Below are 20,292 nucleotides of genomic sequence, written 5' to 3'. Positions count from 1 at the left end.
TTCTCATTCCCCCCTCCCCCTTCTCACCCCCCCCCCCTCTCCCTCTCCCCCCCCCCCCCCCCCCCCCCCCCCCCCCCCCCCCGGCGAGGCTGGATGGGCGCGCCTCAAACGCCGGCGAGGCTGGGTGGGCGCGCCTCAAACGCGGGCGAGGCTGAAGGTGCGCGCCCGCAGGGCTACCGGCAGCTGCCCGGTTCGGCGTACACCGCGACCCGCGCGCCGTGCACCTCGCTGACCGAGCACAGGTCGAACCTGGCCGCCAGCGTCTCCCGCTTGACCGCCTCCCGCGGGTACGGGTCCAGCGGCTGGCCGGCCGGGTCCAGCAGGGCGATCACCCGGGGGGAGGCGAGCAGCGCCGAGCGGATCCGGTCCGGGGGCAGCTCGGTGCCCTGGAGGCTGCGCGATGCGGCCGGGGTACGGTCCAGGGCCACGTCGCGCAGTTCCCCGTAGGTCCGCGGCGAGGACAGCAGCCACTCGCGCCTGCGCGACGGCATGAACACCACCGCGTCCCCGGGCCGGGCCCGTTCCCGGACCGCGGCGGCCACCGCGAGGACGTCGTCCTTGCGGCTCTCCGGCGTACGGAGCCACACCGACCACATGGCGAACGGCACGAGGAGCGCTCCGGCCAGCACCCACGGCCACCACCCCCGGACCGCCGCGAGCCGCGCCCCCGCGAGCAGGGCGGGCCCGGCCAGCGCGTAGAGCACGTACCGGTCGACGTACCAGGGGTGGAGGAGGGAGATCGCCATCAGCAGCCCGGGCGGCAGCAGGGTGAGGGGAAGGGCCACCCGTACGAGGTCCTTCGAAGCGCCCCGCGCGAGCAGCAGGGCCGCGCCCCCCACCACCGCGTACGCCGCCCAGTCGCGCCAGCTGGGCCGCCCGAGCCAGCCGAGCTGCTGCTCCGCCTGCCTCGCGCTCGCCAGGGCCAGCGGCAGCAGCAGGGCGACCACGGCCGCGGCGCTCCACCGCCAGCCGCGCGAGCGCCAGGCGGTGAAGGCGTGGGCCAGCAGGGCCAGTACGGCGAACTCGTGCAGCCAGCAGCCGAGCAGCAGGACCACCGCGTACGCCGTCCACCGCTCGCGCAGCATCAGGTACGTCGCCCACACCACCGCGGCCGCGACCAGCGCGTACGAGCGCCCCTCCTGGGCGTACATCTGCACGGGCGGGAGGACGGCGTACACGCAGCCGGCGATCAGCGCGGCCCGCTCGTCCGCGAGCCGTCGTGCGACCGCGGCCACCCCGGCGGCCGCGAGGGCGGTGGCGGCGACGGAGGGCAGCCGCAGTGCCCACAGGCCGCCGTCCCAGGCCAGGAACACCCCGTGCATGAGCAGGTAGTACAGGCCGTGCACGGCGTCGACCTGGCCGAGCAGCTCCCAGATCCCGCCGAGCGGCCGGTGGGCCACCTGCCAGGTGACGGACTCGTCGCGCCACATGCCGCCGCCCCGCTCCAGGCCCCAGAGGCCGAGGACCACGGCGAGCAGCGGCGGGAGCAGGCGCCAGGCGGCGATCCGGCTGATGTCGGCCTCCGGGTGCTGTCGGAACGGGTGTGCGGACTCCATACTCGGGGTTCGGCCGGAGTACCTGCGGAGGTGGGTGTGCGCGCGTTCCGAGCGGTGGCGGCGGTACTGCTGAGTGCGGTGGTCCTGGCGGGGTGCGGCGGGCCGTCCGGTTCGGAGGGCGGCGATGACGCGCCCCCGAAGGCCTCCGCGGAGCCGAGCGCGAGCCCGACGGGGACCGCGAGCCCGACGGCGACCCTGAGCCCGACGGGGACCGTGAGCCCGGCCCAGAGCGCCGGCCCGGGCCCCACCGCGACGTCCACCACGAGTCCTGCGGCCGGCACGCTCCCCGCCCCCGGCGAGACGCTGGTCCGGGTCAGCCGGAGCGGCGGCTTCGCCGGCCAGACCCACACCCTCATCGTCAAGGGCGACGGCTCGTGGACCCGGCTGGACGCCAAGGCGAAGCCGGAGGGCACCGGAAAGCTGACGGAGCCGCAGCTCGCGGCCCTGCGCACGGCCCTCCGGGAGGCGGACTTCACCCGTCTGCCCAGGATCTCGACGGGCGGCCCCAAGATCTACGACGGGTTCGTCTACGCCTTCGTGCACGGCGGCTTCGAGGTGGCGGCCGAGCAGGGCTCCCTGCCGCCGTCCCTGATCAAGGTGCTGGACGCGCTCCCCTCGTTCACCCCTGGGGCAGGGTCGGGCTGACCTGGGCCGCGGTCGGCAGGCCCGTCCCCGCGACCGAGATGTCCCGCAGCAGCCTGTCCAGGAACCCGCGCAGCCGGGCCGGCATGTCCACGCTCCCGGGCGCCAGCACCCACTGGATCTGGAGGCCGTCCATGACGGCCAGGGTCTCCCGGCCGGCGGCCTCGCAGTCGGTGTCCGGGCGCAGTTCACCGCGGGCGACGCCCGCCCGCAGCAGTTCGACGGTGTGGTCGAGCACCCGGGCGTAGCGCTGCTCGAAGTACGCGTGTGCGGGATGCCCCGGGTTGCCGGACTCGCCGACCAGGGTGTTGAACATCCGGACGATGCCGGGTCGGCGCTCGTTGTCCGCGGCGAGGGCGACGACCGTGGCGAAGTGGGCGGCGACCGACGCGGCGGGCTCGCTGAACAGCCGCTCCGCGTCGTGCCGCTCGCTCTGGGCGAGCACCGACAGCAGCAGGTCCTCCTTGCTGCGGAAGTGGTGCAGCAGCCCGCCCTGGGTGATCCCGCAGTCGGCGGCGATCCGGGCCAGCGAGGACGCGTGGAAGCCCCACTGCGCGAAGTGCTCGACCGCGGTGTCGAGGATCTTCTGCCGACGGGCGTCACCCACCGCGTAGGTCCCGCGCGCCGGGCGCTTCGAGGCCGTAGAGGTCGCCGCCGAGGCCGTGGAGGTCGCCGCCGGGGCCGCCGAGGCCGTCCGCCCCTTGTCCTGTGCCATGCGGACCACCCTAAGCGCTGACTGTTTCCGGCCACCCGACGGTAGTGATCCAGGTCACTTTTCAAAACCTAGCACCCGCACGGTTTTCAGCTCTACCGTGGCCCTGCCGATCCGCCCGCCCGTCACGGAGTCCAGGAGTCCTCGCCATGCAGGCAACCCCCGATTACAAGGACGCCGCGCTGCCCGTCGAGCGGCGCGTGGAGGACCTCCTCTCCCGGATGACGCTGGAGGAGAAGGCCGGCCAGCTCTTCCACTCGATGCTGATGATGAACGCGGACGGCACCCCGGTCACCGAGACCGACGGCTCGATGCTCCCCTTCACCACGCCCGAGCTGATCGAGGACCGCCTCCTCTCCCATTTCAACCTGCTCGGTACGTACGGGGCCCGCGAGATGGCCCGGTGGCAGAACGCCGTCCAGGAGATGGCCGCGGCCACCCGCCTCGGCATCCCGGTCACCCTGTCGACCGACCCGCGCCACACCTTCACCGACAACATCGGCGCCTCCTTCAACGCCGGCGCCTTCTCCGCCTGGCCGGAGGCCCTGGGTCTGGCCGCCATCGGCGATCCCGAGCTCGTCCACCGGTTCGCCGACACCGTCCGCCGCGAGTACCTCGCCGTCGGCTTCCGCGTCGCCCTGCACCCGCAGATCGACCTGGCCACCGAGCCCCGCTGGGCCCGCCAGTCCGGCACCTTCGGCTCCGACGCGCGGCTGACGGGCGAGCTCGTACAGGCGTACGTACGCGGCCTGCAGGGTCCGGCCCTGGGCCCCGGGTCGGTGTCCGCCATGGTCAAGCACTTCCCCGGCGGCGGCCCCCAGAAGGACGGCGAGGACCCGCACTTCGCGCACGGCAAGGAGCAGGTCTACCCGGGCGGCATGCGCGAGCACCACCTGGAGCCCTTCAAGGCGGCGATCGCCGCCGGGTGCTCGCAGATGATGCCGTACTACGGCCAGCCGATGGGCACGGACTGGGAGGAGGTCGGCTTCGGCTTCAACAAGGGCGTGGTCACCGGCCTGCTCCGGGAGGAGCTCGGCTTCCAGGGCATCGTCTGCACCGACTGGGGACTGCTCAACGACGCGGCGATCTTCGGGGAGCCGCATCCGGCGCGCGCCTGGGGCGTGGAGCACCTGAGCGTGGCCGAACGGGCGGCCCGCGCCCTGGACGCGGGGTGCGACCAGTTCGGCGGCGAGCAGTGCCCGGAGGTCATCGTGGAGCTGGTCCGCTCGGGCCGCGTCGCGCAGTCCCGGATCGACGACTCCGTACGGCGCCTGCTGCGCGAGAAGTTCAGGCTCGGCCTGTTCGAGAACCCGTACGTGGATCCGGAGGCGGCGGCCGAGACGGTGGGCCGGGCGGACTTCACGGCGCTGGGCGCCGCGGCCCAGCGCCGCTCGCTCACGGTCCTCACAAATCCGGAAGGATTCATTCCGCTCTCCGCGAAACCGAAGCTGTACGTGCGGAACGTGGACGAGGCCGTCGCCGCCGCCTACGGCGAGGTCGTCGCCGACCCGGCCGACGCGGACCTGGCCGTGCTGCGGCTGCGGACCCCGTACGAGCCGCGGGAGAACATCTTCGAGTCCTACTTCCACTCCGGCTCACTGGCCTTCCCCGAGCCGGAACTGACCGACGTCCTGGGCCTCTTGGACCGGGTGCCGACCCTGGTCTGCATCAACCTGGAGCGGGCCGCCGTCATCCCGGAGATCGCCGAGCGCGCGGCCGCCCTGATCGCCGACTACGGCGCGTCGGACGCCGCCCTGCTGGACGTGGCCTTCGGCCGCGCCGTCCCCGAGGGCCGCCTCCCCTTCGAGCTCCCGCGCTCGATGGCGGCCGTCGAGGCCTCGCGTCCCGACGTCCCGAACGACACCCGGGATCCGGTCTTCCCGCACGGCCACGGGCTGGCCCTCTAGGCCCTGTCCCAGCGGGTCACGGGGGCCGGGGCAGCTGGCTTCCACGCTCGCCGGGTGTCGGTCCCGTGGGGGGTCCGGCACCCGGTACAACACATTCCATTTACGGCTGTCCCGTACATATGCCATGTCCGAACCCCACGTAGCCGCAGCCCTGTGCCTCCTCTACGCTGCACCCCATTCACGCGGGATCTTCAGGGGCGGACATGGAACAGACACACACCACCCACAACGGCGCCGCGGCGACACCCGGCGCCCAGCGGCGTGTGCTCGTCGTCGAGGACGACCACACCATCGCCGAGGCCATCGCGGCCCGCCTGCGCGCCGAGGGCTTCCAGGTGCAGACGGCCTCGGACGGCCCCGCCGCCGTCGCCGCGGCCGAGAGCTGGCTGCCCGAGCTGCTGGTCCTGGACGTCATGCTGCCCGGCTTCGACGGCCTGGAGGTCTGCCGCCGGGTCCAGGCGCAGCGGCCGGTCCCGGTGCTGATGCTGACCGCCCGGGACGACGAGACCGACCTGCTGGTCGGGCTCGGGGTCGGTGCGGACGATTACATGACGAAGCCGTTCTCGATGCGTGAGCTGGCCGCCCGGGTCCACGTACTGCTGCGGCGCGTGGAGCGGGCCACGATCGCCGCGCACACCCCGCGCGGAGCCACCCTGCGGCTGGGCGACCTGGAGATCGACCACGCGCAGCGCAGGGTCCGGGTGCAGACCGAGGACGTGCACCTGACGCCGACCGAGTTCGACCTGCTGGTGTGCCTGGCCGGGACCCCGCGGGCGGTGCTCTCCCGGGAGCAGCTGCTGGCCGAGGTGTGGGACTGGGCCGACGCGTCCGGGACCCGTACGGTCGACAGCCACATCAAGGCCCTGCGGCGCAAGATCGGGGCGGAGCGGATCCGTACGGTCCACGGCGTCGGGTACGCCCTGGAGACCCCGGCCCAGGCATGAGCGGCCCGCCGACCAGGCAGAGGCAGGGGCAGGGACACGGGCACGGGCACGGGCAGGGACACGGGCACGGGCACGGGCAGAGGCCGAGGCAGCGGCCCACCGGAGGACTGCGGCCCTTCTCCCCCTTCTCGATCAAGACCAAGCTCGGCACCCTCGTCGTGGTCTCGGTCTTCATCACCACGGGCCTGCTGCTGGTGGCCCTGCGCACCGACACCGAGCTGCGGTTCATCACGGTCTTCTCGGTGATCGCCTCGATGCTGATCACCCAGTTCGTGGCGCACAGCCTGACGGCGCCCCTGGACGACATGACGACGGTGGCCCGGGCGATATCCCACGGCGACTACACCCGGCGGGTGCGGGGGGCGGGGCGCCGCGACGAGCTGGGCGACCTGGCCTCCACGATCAATCTCATGGCGGACGACCTGGAGGCCGTGGACCGGCACCGCAAGGAGCTGGTCGCCAATGTCTCGCACGAGCTGCGCACGCCGATCGCGGCGCTGCGGGCCGTGCTGGAGAACGTGGTGGACGGCGTCTCGGCCGCCGATCCGGAGACCATGCGCACGATGCTGAAGCAGACCGAGCGCCTCGGCCGGCTCGTGGAGACCCTGCTGGACCTGTCCCGGGTGGACAACGGCGTGGTCCCGCTGCGCGCCCGCCGCTTCGAGGTGTGGCCGTACCTGTCCGGGGTGCTGAAGGAGTCGGCGCTGGCGGCCGCCGGCCGGCCGGGTCTGCTCTCCGGCTCCGGCGGGCACACCCGCAACGACGTGCACCTGCACCTGGACGTCTTCCCCTCCGAGCTGACCGCGTACGCCGACGCCGAGCGGCTGCACCAGGTGGTGGCGAACCTGATCGACAACGCGGTCAAGCACAGCCCCCCGCACGGCCGGGTCACGGTCCGCGCCCGGGCCGGTGACGCGCCCGGGAGTCTGGTGCTGGAGGTACGGGACGAGGGTCCCGGCATCCCGGAGGCGGAGCGCCACCGGGTCTTCGAGCGGTTCAACCGGGGCAGCGCGCGCGGCGGCGACGGCGGCACCGGACTGGGTCTGGCGATCGCCCGCTGGGCCGTGGAGCTGCACGGCGGGCGGATCGGAGTGGCCGAATCGTCACGCGGCTGCCGCATCCTCGTCACGCTTCCGGGCAGCTCATAGGCTCCGTGTTGACGTAGGGTTCGAGTGGGAAGGACATGATCTCGGCCACACGTACCCGGGGTCCGTCAGGGGTGCGAAGCCAAGGGGGCCGCAACCACGCTGCCCCCTACCCGAACCACGCTTGTTTCCCGCCATTCCAGGCAGTGAAACCCGCCGTTCGATGTGACCTGTATGACGGAAGTCCCGCCCGGTCTGCATGTCGCGGCCCAGGAGGCGTAGCCTTTATTCCCGCTGTCCATACCTTGTGAAGCGGAAGAGGGCGGTTGCCGCCGTGTCGCCACAGTCCCCCAGTAACCCGAGCACCACGACCGAAGCAACAGAGGGCGGGAAGAACCCCGCCTCAGGCTTCGGTGCCAATGAGTGGCTCGTCGACGAGATCTATCAGCAGTACCTCCAGGACCCGAGCTCGGTCGACCGGGCCTGGTGGGACTTCTTCGCCGACTACAAGCCGGGGGGCACAGTCGCTCCGGTGAAGTCGGACGGTCCCCAGAAGCCCACGACGACGGACGGCGCCCCCGCACAGGCCGCCGCCACCGTCGCCCGGGCCCCGCAGGTCGCCGACGCCGCCGCCACGGGGGCGGCGCGCGCCGCAGCCCCTGCCCCGCTCGCCGCGCCCACGCCTGTGTCAGCTCCTGCCCCTGCTCCTGCCACCCCCTCTGGTGCCCCTGCTGTGACTGTCACCTCCCAGGCCCCGGCCGCCGCACCGGCCGCGCCCGCCCCCTCCGTAGCCCCGCAGAAGGCCGCGCCCACCACCGAGGCCCCCGCGGGCCCCGAGCTGGTGACGCTCCGCGGCCCGGCGGCTGCCGTAGCCAAGAACATGAACGCCTCCCTGGAGGTGCCGACGGCCACGTCCGTCCGCGCCGTCCCGGTGAAGCTGCTGTTCGACAACCGCATCGTCATCAACAACCACCTCAAGCGGGCCCGGGGCGGGAAGATCTCCTTCACGCACCTCATCGGCTACGCGATGGTGCAGGCCATCAAGGCCATGCCGGCCATGAACTACTCCTTCGCGGAGAAGGACGGCAAGCCGACCCTGGTCAAGCCGGAGCACATCAACTTCGGCCTCGCGATCGACCTGGTGAAGCCCAACGGCGACCGCCAGCTCGTCGTCGCCGGCATCAAGAAGGCCGAGACCCTCAACTTCTTCGAGTTCTGGCAGGCCTACGAGGACATCGTGCGCCGCGCCCGCGTCGGCAAGCTGACGATGGACGACTTCACCGGCGTCACCGTCTCGCTGACCAACCCGGGCGGCCTGGGCACCGTGCACTCCGTGCCCCGCCTGATGCCCGGACAGTCGGTCATCATGGGCGTCGGCTCCATGGACTACCCCGCCGAGTTCCAGGGCACCTCGCAGGACACCCTGAACAAGCTGGGCATCTCCAAGGTCATGACCCTGACCTCGACCTACGACCACCGGGTCATCCAGGGTGCGGCCTCCGGCGAGTTCCTGCGCATCGTCGCGAACCTGCTGCTCGGCGAGAGCGGCTTCTACGACGACGTCTTCGAGGCGCTGCGCATCCCGTACGAGCCGGTCCGCTGGAACCGGGACATCGACGCCTCGCACGACGACGACGTCACGAAGGCCGCCCGCGTCTTCGAGCTGATCCACTCCTACCGGGTCCGCGGCCACGTCATGGCCGACACCGACCCGCTGGAGTACAAGCAGCGCAAGCACCCCGACCTCGACATCACCGAGCACGGCCTCACCCTGTGGGACCTGGAGCGCGAGTTCGCGGTCGGCGGCTTCTCCGGCAAGTCCATGATGAAGCTGCGCGACATCCTCGGCGTGCTGCGCGACTCGTACTGCCGCACCACCGGCGTCGAGTTCATGCACATCCAGGACCCGAAGCAGCGCCGCTGGATCCAGGACCGCATCGAGCGCCCGCACTCCAAGCCGGAGCGCGAGGAGCAACTGCGGATCCTGCGCCGGCTGAACGCGGCGGAGGCCTTCGAGACCTTCCTGCAGACGAAGTACGTCGGACAGAAGCGCTTCTCGCTGGAGGGCGGCGAGTCCGTCATCCCGCTGCTCGACGCCGTCATCGACTCGGCCGCCGAGGCCCGCCTCGAAGAGGTCGTCATCGGCATGGCCCACCGCGGCCGCCTGAACGTCCTCGCGAACATCGTCGGCAAGTCGTACGCGCAGATCTTCCGCGAGTTCGAGGGCAACCTCGACCCGAAGTCCATGCACGGCTCCGGCGACGTCAAGTACCACCTGGGCGCCGAGGGCACCTTCACGGGCCTGGACGGCGAGCAGATCAAGGTCTCGCTCGTCGCGAACCCCTCGCACCTGGAGGCGGTGGACCCGGTCCTGGAAGGCGTCGCCCGCGCCAAGCAGGACGTGATCAACAAGGGCGGTACGGACTTCACGGTCCTGCCCCTCGCCCTGCACGGCGACGCGGCCTTCGCCGGCCAGGGTGTCGTCGCCGAGACGCTGAACATGTCGCAGCTGCGCGGTTACCGCACCGGCGGCACCGTGCACGTGGTCATCAACAACCAGGTCGGCTTCACCGCCGCCCCGGAGTCCTCGCGTTCCTCGATGTACGCGACCGACGTGGCCCGCATGATCGAGGCGCCGATCTTCCACGTGAACGGCGACGACCCGGAGGCCGTGGTCCGCATCGCGCGGCTCGCCTTCGAATTCCGTCAGGCGTTCAACAAGGACGTGGTCATCGACCTCATCTGCTACCGCCGCCGCGGCCACAACGAGTCCGACAACCCGGCCTTCACGCAGCCGCTGATGTACGACCTGATCGACAAGAAGCGCTCGGTGCGCAAGCTCTACACCGAGTCCCTCATCGGTCGCGGCGACATCACGCTGGAAGAGGCCGAGCAGGCGCTCCAGGACTTCCAGGGCCAGCTGGAGAAGGTCTTCGCGGAGGTCCGCGAGGCCGCCACGCAGCCCGCGATCGCCCCGCCGGTCGCCGCGGCCGCAGCCGCCGACTTCCCGGTCGCCGTGAACACCGCGATCTCCCAGGACGTCGTCAAGCGGATCGCCGAGTCCCAGGTCAACATCCCCGAGGGCGTCACCGTCCACCCGCGTCTGCTGCCGCAGCTGCAGCGCCGCGCGGCGATGATCGACGAGGGCACCATCGACTGGGGCATGGGCGAGACCCTGGCCTTCGGTTCGCTGCTGATGGAGGGCACCCCGGTCCGGCTGTCCGGCCAGGACTCCCGCCGCGGCACCTTCGGCCAGCGCCACGCGGTCCTCATCGACCGGGAAACGGGGGAGGACTACACCCCGCTCCTCTACCTGTCGGACGACCAGGCCCGCTACAACGTCTACGACTCGCTGCTCTCCGAGTACGCGGCCATGGGCTTCGAGTACGGCTACTCGCTGGCCCGTCCGGACGCGCTGGTCCTCTGGGAGGCCCAGTTCGGTGACTTCGTCAACGGCGCGCAGACCGTCGTAGACGAGTTCATCTCTTCAGCAGAGCAGAAGTGGGGCCAGACGAGCGGCGTCACCCTCCTCCTCCCGCACGGCTACGAGGGCCAGGGCCCGGACCACTCGTCCGCCCGCCCGGAGCGCTTCCTCCAGCTGTGCGCGCAGAACAACATGACGGTGGCCATGCCCACCCTCCCGTCCAACTACTTCCACCTGCTGCGCTGGCAGGTCCACAACCCGCACCACAAGCCGCTGGTCGTCTTCACCCCGAAGTCGATGCTGCGTCTGAAGGCGGCGGCGTCGAAGGCGGAGGAGTTCACGTCGGGTTCGTTCCGTCCGGTCATCGGTGACGCGGCCGTCGACCCGGCCGCGGTCCGCAAGGTCGTCTTCTGCGCCGGCAAGGTCTACTACGACCTGGAGGCCGAGCGCGAGAAGCGCGGCATCACCGACACCGCCATCATCCGCATCGAGCGCCTCTACCCCCTCCCGGGTGCGGAGCTCCAGGCGGAGATCGCCAAGTTCCCGAACGCGGCGAAGTACATCTGGGCCCAGGAGGAGCCGGCGAACCAGGGTGCGTGGCCGTTCATCGCGCTGAACCTGATCGACCACCTCGACCTGGCAGTCGGCGCGGAGGTCCCGGCGGGCGAGCGCCTGCGGCGCATCTCGCGCCCGCACGGCTCGTCCCCGGCGGTCGGCTCCGCGAAGCGCCACCAGGCGGAGCAGCAGCTCCTCCTGTCGGAGGTCTTCGAGGCGTAACCGCCGCGCTGGCCCAGCAGTACGGAAGGCCCGGCCCCTCGGGGGCCGGGCCTTCCGGCTCGTTAGTACTGCAACCGCATCTGGGGGATCCGGCCTCGGCATTTGTAGTGGGATCGGCGGGCTCGGGCCTGGCTTCGTCGTCGGAAGCGTGACCAGCGCAGATGGTGCTCGTTGGTCCGGTGTCGGGGCCCGACGAGGTGGCCCATGAGCCGGCGGATCTCCGGGACGCTCAGGGGTATGAGCTCCTGTTCGTCGTCAGCGTCGCCCCTTTTGCGGCCTCACGGGCGCGAAGGGCGGTCAGGTAGGCGAGAGCGGCCATGGCCAGGGTGATGTGCCGGTACTAGGCGCGGTAGAGGCGGACCTAGTAGTGGTCCAGGCCGCACTCCATCTTCGCCGCCTGGAACGACTCCTCGATCGCCCACCGCGCGGCGGCCACCTTGACCAGGTCCTTCAGCCGGGTGCCGACGGGGCCGTAGCAGACGTAGTGGGCGATCTTGCTCGGGTCGCTGACGGAGCGGCGTGCGAGGACCCAGTGTCCGAAGCCGTTCTCCCACACGGGCTGGAGCGCTACTCGGGCCCAGTCGTAGATCCGCTCGCCGTGGGAGCCCTAGCCTCCGGAGATGCGCTTCCAGGCCTGCCGCGGCAGTGTCGCGATCAGCTCGTCCACCCGGACCTCGGCCCAGCCCGCGGTGATCACGGTGTCGTTGACCTTGGTGGCGAGCACGTGCGCGATGCGGCGTCCCTCCAGCCAGGACCTGAGGTGCTTGGCCTGGCCGTACGCCTCGTCCGCGGTCACCCAGGAGAACGGGACGCGGACGTCGATCGCGCGCTGCAACATCCATTTGAAGTGCTCAGCTCATCGGCACACAGATACACCAACGAGCCCCACACCACATCCCTCACGCAGATGTGGTTGCAGGATTAGGCTGACCGGATGACAGCTGATCGCACAGCAGCCAAGTACCGCCGCATCCTCGCCCTGGCCGGCGCGGCCGGGATCGCCCTTGCCGGGAGCGCCTGTTCCTCGTCCGGGAGTTCCGGCGGGGCCGCCTCGGGCGGTGAGAGGCTGTCCTACGACGGGGTCGCCTCGACGGCGAAGCAGCTGACGAGTACGTCGGCCTGCCCGTTCGGCCTCGACCCGGCGGCGGCGCTGAAGGCGGCCGGTGCCGAACGGACCGTCACCCCGGCGGCGTCCGGCGGCGACCCCGCGGCTCAGGGGACCGTCGACCCGGGCCGCCCGGCTGAGGCCTGGCCCAGCGGGCAGCCCACGCCGTCCGGGCTCCCCTCCATCCCCGCCGTCCCGCCGAACGCGTCCGTCGTCTGCAACTTCACGGCTTCGGAAGCCCCGATGGAGATCGACCTCGTGGCCGTGTCCGAGGGCGAGGTGGCGGTGAACCTGGCGCTGCCGCAGATCGCCCGCCTCGGCAACCTCAGCGCCGACGAGGTGATGGCGTTCTCCAAGGACAGGCCCGGGATCGGCCAGACCAGGGTCACCCCGGGCCGGGGCACGGCCGCCGTCGCACGGGTGGCGGTGGCGGGCAAGGGCGACTTGGCGCTCGTGGTCTCCCAGGGATGGCCCGTCACCAAGGCGGACCCGGCCCTGGCCGGCGAGTCGCTCAGGAAGGTCGCCGAGGCACTCGCGGCCCAGCTGCGGCCGTAGGCGGCGCTGGCAGGCGACCCGCCGCGCACTGCTCGCCGCCCGACCGGAGCGAGCCGGTGCGGTACCCGGGAGGGCCGAACCGGAGGTCGCCAGGGCGGCCTGGACGCCGCGACGCTGTGGGGCAATGCGCTGGCCGTCCCGGCGCTCGCGGACCGCGTCCACCAGGAGCGGCGTGCGGACTTGGAGGGCCGGGACGGCAAGCTGATGTCGCTGTTCTTCCTGTCGAAGGTCGTCGGACCCGACGCCTACGAGGAGGATCCGCTGCTGGCGCCGGCCCGGAAGGAGGCCGAGCGGCTGGTGGCCGAGCTTCAGCTCTGACAGTGCCCATGGAGGGCGCGCAGATACTGACTGATGGCGGCGGTGTCCACCTCCGCGCCCAGGGCCTGGACCAGCTGGGCACACCTCGCCCCGCCGCACAGCGGCGGGGCGAAGCATCCGGGCCCGAATAAACCAACGCATCCCCTCGCGGGAGTAGTGGCGGCCGTGCTGCGGGCGCGGGGAACCTCAACGCACTGCGAGCAATTGGCGACCGTTATGGCTTCGCACGTGGGGCCCGGACGCATCGAGGGCATCCAGCAGTCGGATCGCGTAGACCTCGGACATCCGCTCGGACACTTCGTCGGGCGTGAGCCACTGAACTGCCGTGGTCTCGTCGGAGACTCTTTCCACACCACCGGAGAGCTTGCAGCGGAACACCAGGGCCACCACGCCCGCGGCAATGTTCTTGTACACGCCGGTGAGGCCGCCCACCTCTACGTGGATTCCGGTTTCCTCCAGGACCTCCCGCCGCACACCGTCCTCCGGTACCTCCGCCAGCTCCAGCACTCCGCCCGGCAGCTCCCATGTCCCGTTGTCCGCGCGCCGGATCGCCAGCAGCCGGCCGTCATCCCGCACCACCACACCGGCCACCGACACAGAGTGGCGTGGCGTTGACCGGGCCGACGGGGCACTGTTACTCATGTACATGAGCATAGGAGGAAGAGAAGGTACGTTCAGCGCCCCCAAGGCCCAAGAACCAAGTGTCGCCAGCGCTCACAAGGCACGCACCCGGAGACGGGAGGCACATAACCCGTCGGGCAGGGTCAGGGGCCGATGACGCGGCTGGTGAAGCGTCGCGGATGAGGGATTCGTACGCGTCATGCACGTCCTGCGGGGGGGACCTCCTGGGCGATGGCGAAGCCGAGCAGGGCTTGGAGACCAGCAGCACGGTCTTCGGCGCGATGCCGTGCGCGGCCAGGAGTTCTCGGGTCAGGGTGACGTTCTGGCCGGTGTTGGCGGCGTTCGGCTCGACGAGGATCGCGGAGTCGGGGACTCCGAGTTCGAGTGCGTGCTCGCGAAATTGGACGGCCTCCCCACGGGGGAACCGAGCCCGGGTGGTGGGACTGTTGCCGCCGGTGAACACGAGTACCGGGAACAGCCCGGCACGATAAAGATCAGCGCAGGTCGCGACAACTCCGAGGTCGTGGCTGCCCAATCCGATCGCGACATCCACAACCGCCACGTCGTGGCCCATCTGGTGGTAGTCCCAGATCAGCTCGGCCCGCCGCCACTGATCGTCGGTGATGGTCCGCTGGATGTCCGTCACGCGATCTTCTCCCTGGTCACCGTCGCCGAGGGCTCGACGCTCTCGCTTACGGCTGCGGCCGAACTGCCAAATAGTCTGGTGGTGGCGTTGTCGAGGACCCCACGGTACGCAAGGGCGAGCCACTCACCCAGTGAACGTTCACCGGCGCCGATACCGCGCTGGGCTACCTCTCGGTAGTGTCTGTCGAGGAAACCGACACAGCGGGAGGACCGCCTTGGCGACGGGCCTTCACCGCGGCGGTGTACTGCTCGCGCGTCAGGTTCTCCGCGCCGATGCCGAGCTCGGCAAGAACCTCGCGGACATCATCAAGGGCCCCGGTTACGTCCTTCTCCTCGACCAGGGTCTCCAACTCCAGGAACGTCCCGTCGAGCTCGGGGACGCGGACCAAGGTGGCGAGCATCTGCCGGCCCCGCGCCTCGAAGGCGTAGTTCCTGCACCTCTTCTCGAACGCGACAGCTGGCACGTACCCAAGGCCGCGCAGCATTGCATGCACAGCCTGGGCGTCCTCCACGCGCGTCTCGTGCTCCGGCTTCGACCCAGACTCTTCGTCCACCGGGGCGCCCTTGTACGTGAGGACCGTGCGTGTCTCGTCCGCCCCGTGCACCGTCCTGACCCGAAGCTCTTCGTCCCGGGCCTCCAAGGCCCCCTCCGCCGTGTCGTAATAGGTGTCCTGGTACACCTCGGCCCGGCCCACGCCTCGCTCATCCAGCCGACGCAGCGTCTCTTCCGGCGCGTGCACGCACGCCTTCAGCTCCGCTTCGATCATCCGTCAGTCCCCTCTCAAACCGTACGCTCAGCGCCCCTGACGACAGCCTCAAACATGCGCCGAAACCCCCTGAACAACGGGCCATGCGGCGTCTCCATCACCTTGTAAGTGGCAGACTCGTGCCCCTCCCAACCCGCGTCGAACGCACCGACGAACATGGTGGAGTCAGCCCGGATCAACCGCCACGTTGGCAGCATGCCGTACCGGTACACCTCGATGTCGCAGATCCCGGCAAGCTCACGAAGCCGAGCCTCGGCCAGCCGCACACCACTGGCGAGCGACTCCGCCGACTCGCCGATCTCAGCGGCACGTAAGGCAAGGGCCGGTGCCTCAGGGTCGAGCAACAGCACCCGCGCTCGGAGACCGCCGCCCTGCCTCTCTAGGTGAGCACGCAACATCGAATCATTCAGACCGATCAAGCCCAGGCCACGCACAGCGAGGATGTCCAACTCCTTCGCGCCCCGCACCTGCTGCTGAATCTCCTCCCGTGCAGAGGCCTGCGCGGAGTACACCCGCACAACCTCAGGAAACGCTGCGAGGTCGAACGCGGCCCCACCGGAACGCCGCTCACGACCAGCCGCCAACCCGAGGAGATGGCGAGCATCGTCGGGCATGTTAAGACCATCAGCGATCCGCTCGTACACATCGAGGCGCGACACCTCACGGCGCCGGTTAATGATCTCGTTCACCCGCGCCTGGGTCATGCCGACCGCCGCCGCGATACGTGCCTGACTGGCTCCGCTGTACTGCTGCACGTATCGAAATACGGCGCCCACGTCGCGCGCGCGAAGGGCCTGGCGTACATCTGCGCTCTCCCACGCCCAGTCGGGCAAGGAAGTCGGCAAGAGCGGTGTGCCCACGGTCGACTTCTCCCGTCATCCGCCTGCGAGATGGAAAGTCATCTCACAGTGAGATTACCGTGCGGGTATCGAGCTTGTACGCACAGTCATCGGACTCTGTCCGCATGCCGCGAGACGGCAAGTCGCCCAAACCCGGAAGGCCACACCGATGACTCTCGACACCCACCAAACCCCGGACATCCCCTGGCCAAGCCTGGAGGCCGGGCCTGAGCTCAGCCAGGAGCTTCTCGACCGCGCCGGCGTCGGCTGGGAGCTCTTCATTTCCTCCTTCCAGGAATCGTCCGATGACTGAGCGGTACGAGTACGTGCCTCATCGCCTTCTGCGCCGCCGTGTACGCGATGTCGCGTCCGGGATCGAGGGCGAGCTGATGGCCGTGGTCAACGAGGACGTGTCGGACTCCGTCCACCAACACTGGATGGAACTGGCCTACATCCGAGTCGCGTCCGGCCGCGAGTTCACCACATCGGTCGACAACGTCGAGCCGGCCGAATGAGGCCAGCCCCATACAGCCGTGCGCCGCCGTCATCGAGGAGCGCGTAGCATCTGTGCGGCCTATGACCAGCCCCGAACCGCCGGCGGACGCCGAGCCGGGCGAAGCGCGTAGCGATCGGTGGCGGCTTATGTCCGGCCCCGGACGGCGGCCGGACGCTGAGACGTGCGGAGCGCGTAGCGATTTGACGCGCCCCCCGACCAGGGAGCTGATCCCTTTGGGCCCGCCTCCGGATCGGCCCCAAGGGGGGCCGCCCGGGCATCTCCGACCGGCCCGTCCCTGGAACTGAACACCGGCTCGTTCCTTTGGGGGTTTCCCGGCTGTCCTCGTATGTCCGGGGCGGGACGGTCGGTCAAGGGTGGCCGAAGGCCATCGCGCAGCGACGCGACGAAGGAGCGCCCTTGAGGGACCGGCCCGACACGGAGAGACGATGGGACTGACGGGAAACCCCCAAAACATCTCCGATGCCGCCCCAGGGCAACAGGCCGCCGAAGCCACCGCCGTACAGACCGGACCGCCCCAGCGGAATCCGGCAACCCCCGACCCCGCCCAGCAAGCCATCGGCCCCCGCCCCGCCGCCGAGGGGGCGGGTGGGCAACCACCGCACGCGAGCGGGGGCCAGGGGGGCGAATACCCCGCACGCGTGGGTTCGTACGCGCCGGGCCCAAGGTCCCGCACGCGTGGGTCCCGTACCGCACCCGCGCCGCGGAACCGGCGCGCGTCGGCCCCCGCACCCGCGCCGCGGGACACCACGCGTGTGGAAGGCCCGTGGGGCGCCTACGGCTGCGGCTCGAAGTCCCAGTACGGGCGGGTTTGTTGGCGGGCCGAGACCGTGTGGACGTGTTGGGGGCCCAGCGTGCGGATGAGCCCCCTGATGCCCGCGTCCTCGTGCTTGCCTGCCTCCGCGTGCTCCCGTACCGAGCGGAGGTCGGCCGCCAGCGCGATGTGGGCGCTCAGCGTCATCGGGTGGTCCGGGCCGAGGACCCTCGCGGCCGTGCGCAGCGTCTCCGAGCTCAGGTCCAGCGCGTCCTCCAGCCGCCCTGTGATGTTGCGGTGTCCCGTGGCGTTCAGGGCGCAGCCCAGCGTCCAGGGGTGCCGGTCGCCGAGCGCGCCCCGCATGCCGACCAGTGCCTGCTCCGCGAGGGACAGGGCTTCCGCGCGCTCGCCCTGCGCCCGCAGTACGAGCCCGAGGTTGCCGACCGTGCCGATGCTGTAGGGGTGGGCGAGGCCGAGCTGCGACTGGTACCCGCGGACCACGTCCTCGGAGATCCGGCGGGCCTCGCCGATGTCCCCGTACTCGCGCAAGTACGTCGCGTAGTCGGAGGCGACCATCAGCGTCCACGGGTAGTCGACCCCGAAGACGCGGGTCGCCCGCTCCCACACGGTCCGCAGCCGCAGGCCCGCGCCGGGGATGTCCCCGGAGCGGCGCAGGCACATCCCGAGGTTGTGCTCGGCGCGCAGGGTCTGCGGGTGCTCCAGGCCCAGCACCTGGGTGTTGACCTTGAGGTTCTGTTCCTGCCGGGTCTGGGCCTCGTGGTAACGGCCCATCAGCCGCAGCCCCATGGCGCAGGCGATCCCCGAGGACAGCGTGGAGATGTGGTGGTCCCTCAGGACGCGCTCGCGGCGGCGCAGGGTGTCCAGGTCGAGGTCGTAGGCGTCCTGGTAGCGGCCGAGCAGGCGGTAGGTGGCGGCCAGGTTGTTCTGGGCGGCCAGGGTGGTGGAGTCGTCCTCGCCGAGCAGCTCGCGGTAGGTCGCCAGGCAGTGTTCGAAGATCTCCCGGGCCGGCTCGAACCGGGCGATGCACAGCAGGACGCCGCCGTACGAGCTGCTCGCGCGCAGGGTCTCCAGGTCGCGCTCGCCGCGCTCCCGGGCGAGCTGGGCGGCGCGCGCCCGGGTGACGGTCTCGGCGCGCCGGAACAGGCCGAGGTTGCGCAGCGCACCGCCGTACTGGTAGCTGAGCTCGCGGACCTTGGGGTGGTCCTCGCCGAGCATGGCCCGCCAGATCAGGTCGGTCTCCTCGGCGAGCCGCAGGCACGTGCGGTACTCCCCGGCGAGGATCAGGTAGCGCAGGCAGTGCAGCAGGAAGTTCTGGATGCGCGGGTTGCTGCTGGTGAGGACCCCGGAGGTGGCCAGGTGCGGGATGAGTTCGGCGTACCGGGGCCACAGCCGGGAGTCGGAGGGCCGGCCGGGGTCGGCGGCGGCGAGGACCTGGCGGACGGCCCGGGCGAGCGGTTCGGCCTCTTCCTCGGAAAGGTTCTCGCGGACGATGCCGTGGACCATGCGGTGCAGCTGTACGGTCTCCAGCCCGCCGCCGCCCTCCTCCACGGCCAGGTCGGAGTACTCCAGCCGCACCACGGAGAACTGGACGAGTTTGTTGAGGGCGGCGTTCCACCGGATCTGGTCGTTGATCAGCCCGGCGAGCTGTTCGGGCACGTCGTCGGCGGGGAATTCCCGCAGCAGCCGCAGCGGCACCGGCCCGGGGGCGAAGAAGACGAACAGCCGCAGCAGGGCGAGGGCGTCGGGGAAGTTCTCCCGGACGTTGTTGAGCAGTATGGCGAGGGCCGTGGGGAAGGGCAGCGGGTAGTCCTCGGAGAGGGTGACGGCCTCGCGGGAGTCCATCCGGCGCTGTAGCAGCGCGAGGTAGTCGCCCACCGGGAGCGGGGAGTCGGCGAGCCAGCCGGCGGTCTGGTCGAGGGCGAGCGGGTAGTCCTCCAGGGCCTCGGCGAGCTGGTCGGCCTCGTCGGCGGTGAGGCGCAGGGCCCGGCGGCGGATGAAGGTGATCGACTCGGGGCGGGCGTAGAGCGGGACCTCGACCAGGCTGGTGTGCCGGGCGGCCCACTCGCGGTTGCGCGAGGTGATGATCACATGGCCCGCACCCGAGGGCAGCAGGTCGATCAGGTCGTCCGGGTTGTCACAGCCGTCGAAGACCATCAGCCAGCGGCCGTACGGGGATCCGCGCCGCAGCGCTTCGAGGACGGCCCGGATCTGCTCGCCGTAACTGCCCGCGCCGCGCGGCAGTCCGAGGGCGGGGGCGAGGTCGGCGAGGCGTTCGCGCAGGGTGGGCCGGTCCTCGGCCGGGACCCACCACACGACGTCGTACTCGGAGGCGAAGCGGTAGGCGTACTCGGTGGCGACCTGGGTCTTGCCGACGCCGGAGAGCCCGAGCAGGGTCACGGTGGACGCGCCGGTCGGGGCCTCGGTCAGCGCCGCGCGCAGCGTGCCGATGACGTCGTTGCGGCCGGTGAAGCGCGGGTTGCGGCGCGGGACCCGGCCCCAGATCTCGGGCGGGTCGTTGGGGAAGCGGGGGCCGCGGCGGCCGGTGTCGGTGCCGATCCGGTCGGTGGGCAGCTCCAGGCGGCGCAGCACGCGGTATTCGGCCTCGTACGCGTCCAGGCCCCACAGGTCGGTCTTCTCCAGTACGGCGACGGCGCTGGGCAGCGGGGCGTCGGTGAGGCAGACGGCCGCGAACCGGTCGGGGTGGTCGTCGGTGACGGTGCGCAGGGCGGTGTTCCACTCCTCGTCGGTGTGGGTGCCGGCGGAGAAGTAGCGCTCGCTGAGGACGAGGAGGACGCGGCTGCCGGAGCGGGCGAGGTCGTCGAGGGCCGGGGCGAGGCCGGGGCTGTTCTGCGGGTCCCAGCGCTGGAGCGCTACGCGGTGGCCGTGTTCCTCCAGGCGGTGGGCGATCCATACGGCCCAGGGGCGGTTGAACCCGGCGAAGCTGATGACGAAACGCTGGGGCTGGTACTGGTGTTGCGGCGGGAGTTGCTGGTGCTGCTGGTGCTGCTGCTGCTGGTGTTGCTGCTGCTCGTGTTGCTGCGCCGCCGATTCGCGGTCCTGCCGACTACCGGTGGTCATGCGCCGTCTCCCTGGGCTCCGGGCAGTG

Annotated in this window: 15 protein-coding genes and 2 pseudogenes; 9 read left to right on the top strand and 8 right to left on the bottom strand. The window is 71.0% G+C overall.

Translation table 11 applies throughout. The annotated features are described in order from the left end of the window. Positions 1-173 precede the first annotated feature (173 nt). Positions 174-1,556, bottom strand: a complete 1,383-nt coding sequence (locus ACZ4TV_RS09545; protein ID WP_468132488.1) for a glycosyltransferase family 39 protein — start codon at positions 1,554-1,556, stop codon at positions 174-176. Between the two features lie 36 nt (positions 1,557-1,592). Here ACZ4TV_RS09545 and ACZ4TV_RS09540 point away from each other — a divergent pair, with 36 nt between their 5' ends. Continuing rightward, a complete protein-coding gene (locus ACZ4TV_RS09540; RefSeq protein WP_468132486.1) occupies positions 1,593-2,201 on the top strand; it encodes a hypothetical protein in 609 nt (202 codons plus the stop codon). On the opposite strand, the gene ACZ4TV_RS09535 is transcribed toward ACZ4TV_RS09540, so the two are convergent. Then, complete coding sequence (locus ACZ4TV_RS09535) at positions 2,176-2,913, bottom strand: TetR/AcrR family transcriptional regulator (RefSeq protein ID WP_468132484.1); 738 nt, start codon at positions 2,911-2,913, stop codon at positions 2,176-2,178. The genes ACZ4TV_RS09540 and ACZ4TV_RS09535 overlap by 26 nt on opposite strands. Before the next feature lie 146 nt (positions 2,914-3,059). Between ACZ4TV_RS09535 and ACZ4TV_RS09530 the strand changes: the two genes are divergently transcribed. From ACZ4TV_RS09530 to ACZ4TV_RS09515, 4 genes are all read left to right on the top strand, one after another. Then, positions 3,060-4,817 carry a glycoside hydrolase family 3 protein gene (locus ACZ4TV_RS09530; RefSeq protein WP_468132482.1) on the top strand — a complete coding sequence of 586 codons (1,758 nt, stop codon included), beginning with the start codon at positions 3,060-3,062 and terminating at the stop codon, positions 4,815-4,817. Between the two features lie 203 nt (positions 4,818-5,020). After that, the gene (locus ACZ4TV_RS09525) at positions 5,021-5,761 is read left to right on the top strand and encodes a response regulator transcription factor (RefSeq protein ID WP_468132480.1); all 741 of its coding nucleotides are present in this window, start codon (positions 5,021-5,023) and stop codon (positions 5,759-5,761) included. After that, positions 5,758-6,909, top strand: coding sequence for a HAMP domain-containing sensor histidine kinase (locus tag ACZ4TV_RS09520; RefSeq protein WP_468132478.1), 1,152 nt, complete (start codon positions 5,758-5,760; stop codon positions 6,907-6,909). Before ACZ4TV_RS09525 ends, ACZ4TV_RS09520 begins: the two co-directional genes overlap by 4 nt. 271 nt (positions 6,910-7,180) lie before the next feature. Further along, on the top strand, positions 7,181-11,047 hold the full coding sequence (locus ACZ4TV_RS09515) for a multifunctional oxoglutarate decarboxylase/oxoglutarate dehydrogenase thiamine pyrophosphate-binding subunit/dihydrolipoyllysine-residue succinyltransferase subunit (protein WP_468132476.1): 3,867 nt from the start codon (positions 7,181-7,183) through the stop codon (positions 11,045-11,047). 229 nt (positions 11,048-11,276) lie between these two features. Here the strand turns inward: ACZ4TV_RS09515 and ACZ4TV_RS09510 are convergent. After that, a pseudogene (locus tag ACZ4TV_RS09510) lies at positions 11,277-11,900 on the bottom strand (IS701 family transposase); the annotation flags it as partial. An 81-nt stretch (positions 11,901-11,981) separates the two neighbouring features. On the opposite strand from ACZ4TV_RS09510, the gene ACZ4TV_RS09505 reads away from it, so the two are divergent. Together ACZ4TV_RS09505 and ACZ4TV_RS09500 are read left to right on the top strand one after the other, a co-directional pair. Then, complete coding sequence (locus ACZ4TV_RS09505; protein WP_468132474.1) at positions 11,982-12,707, top strand: hypothetical protein; 726 nt, start codon at positions 11,982-11,984, stop codon at positions 12,705-12,707. Between the two features lie 96 nt (positions 12,708-12,803). Further along, a pseudogene (locus ACZ4TV_RS09500) lies at positions 12,804-13,025 on the top strand (hypothetical protein); the annotation flags it as partial. Positions 13,026-13,211: 186 nt separating this feature from the next. Here ACZ4TV_RS09500 and ACZ4TV_RS09495 read toward each other — a convergent pair. The 4 genes from ACZ4TV_RS09495 to ACZ4TV_RS09480 all read right to left on the bottom strand — a co-directional run bounded on the left by ACZ4TV_RS09495 (position 13,212) and on the right by ACZ4TV_RS09480 (position 15,918). After that, positions 13,212-13,679 carry an NUDIX hydrolase gene (locus ACZ4TV_RS09495; RefSeq protein WP_468132472.1) on the bottom strand — a complete coding sequence of 156 codons (468 nt, stop codon included), beginning with the start codon at positions 13,677-13,679 and terminating at the stop codon, positions 13,212-13,214. Next, entirely contained in the window at positions 13,660-14,292 is a 633-nt protein-coding gene (locus tag ACZ4TV_RS09490; protein ID WP_468132470.1) for a YdcF family protein, read from the bottom strand. The genes ACZ4TV_RS09495 and ACZ4TV_RS09490 overlap by 20 nt, the downstream gene beginning before the upstream one ends. A 163-nt stretch (positions 14,293-14,455) precedes the next feature. Next, entirely contained in the window at positions 14,456-15,058 is a 603-nt protein-coding gene (gene cyaB / locus ACZ4TV_RS09485; RefSeq protein WP_468132468.1) for a class IV adenylate cyclase, read from the bottom strand. A gap of 14 nt (positions 15,059-15,072) precedes the next feature. Beyond that, a complete protein-coding gene (locus ACZ4TV_RS09480; protein ID WP_468132466.1) occupies positions 15,073-15,918 on the bottom strand; it encodes a helix-turn-helix domain-containing protein in 846 nt (281 codons plus the stop codon). A 148-nt stretch (positions 15,919-16,066) separates the two neighbouring features. Between ACZ4TV_RS09480 and ACZ4TV_RS09475 the strand changes: the two genes are divergently transcribed. Both ACZ4TV_RS09475 and ACZ4TV_RS09470 read left to right on the top strand, forming a co-directional pair. After that, a complete protein-coding gene (locus tag ACZ4TV_RS09475; protein WP_468132464.1) occupies positions 16,067-16,210 on the top strand; it encodes a hypothetical protein in 144 nt (47 codons plus the stop codon). Beyond that, on the top strand, positions 16,203-16,412 hold the full coding sequence (locus ACZ4TV_RS09470) for a hypothetical protein (protein ID WP_468132462.1): 210 nt from the start codon (positions 16,203-16,205) through the stop codon (positions 16,410-16,412). Before ACZ4TV_RS09475 ends, ACZ4TV_RS09470 begins: the two co-directional genes overlap by 8 nt. A 774-nt stretch (positions 16,413-17,186) precedes the next feature. Here the strand turns inward: ACZ4TV_RS09470 and fxsT are convergent. After that, positions 17,187-20,264: an FxSxx-COOH system tetratricopeptide repeat protein gene (fxsT, locus tag ACZ4TV_RS09465; RefSeq protein WP_468132460.1), complete on the bottom strand. Its 3,078-nt coding sequence runs from the start codon at positions 20,262-20,264 to the stop codon at positions 17,187-17,189. Positions 20,265-20,292 lie beyond the last annotated feature (28 nt).

The sequence above is a fragment of the Streptomyces sp. NPDC028910 genome (assembly GCF_055564955.1).
The sequence above is the reverse complement of the archived record's forward strand: the minus strand, read 5'-3'. Positions and strand labels throughout refer to the sequence as shown.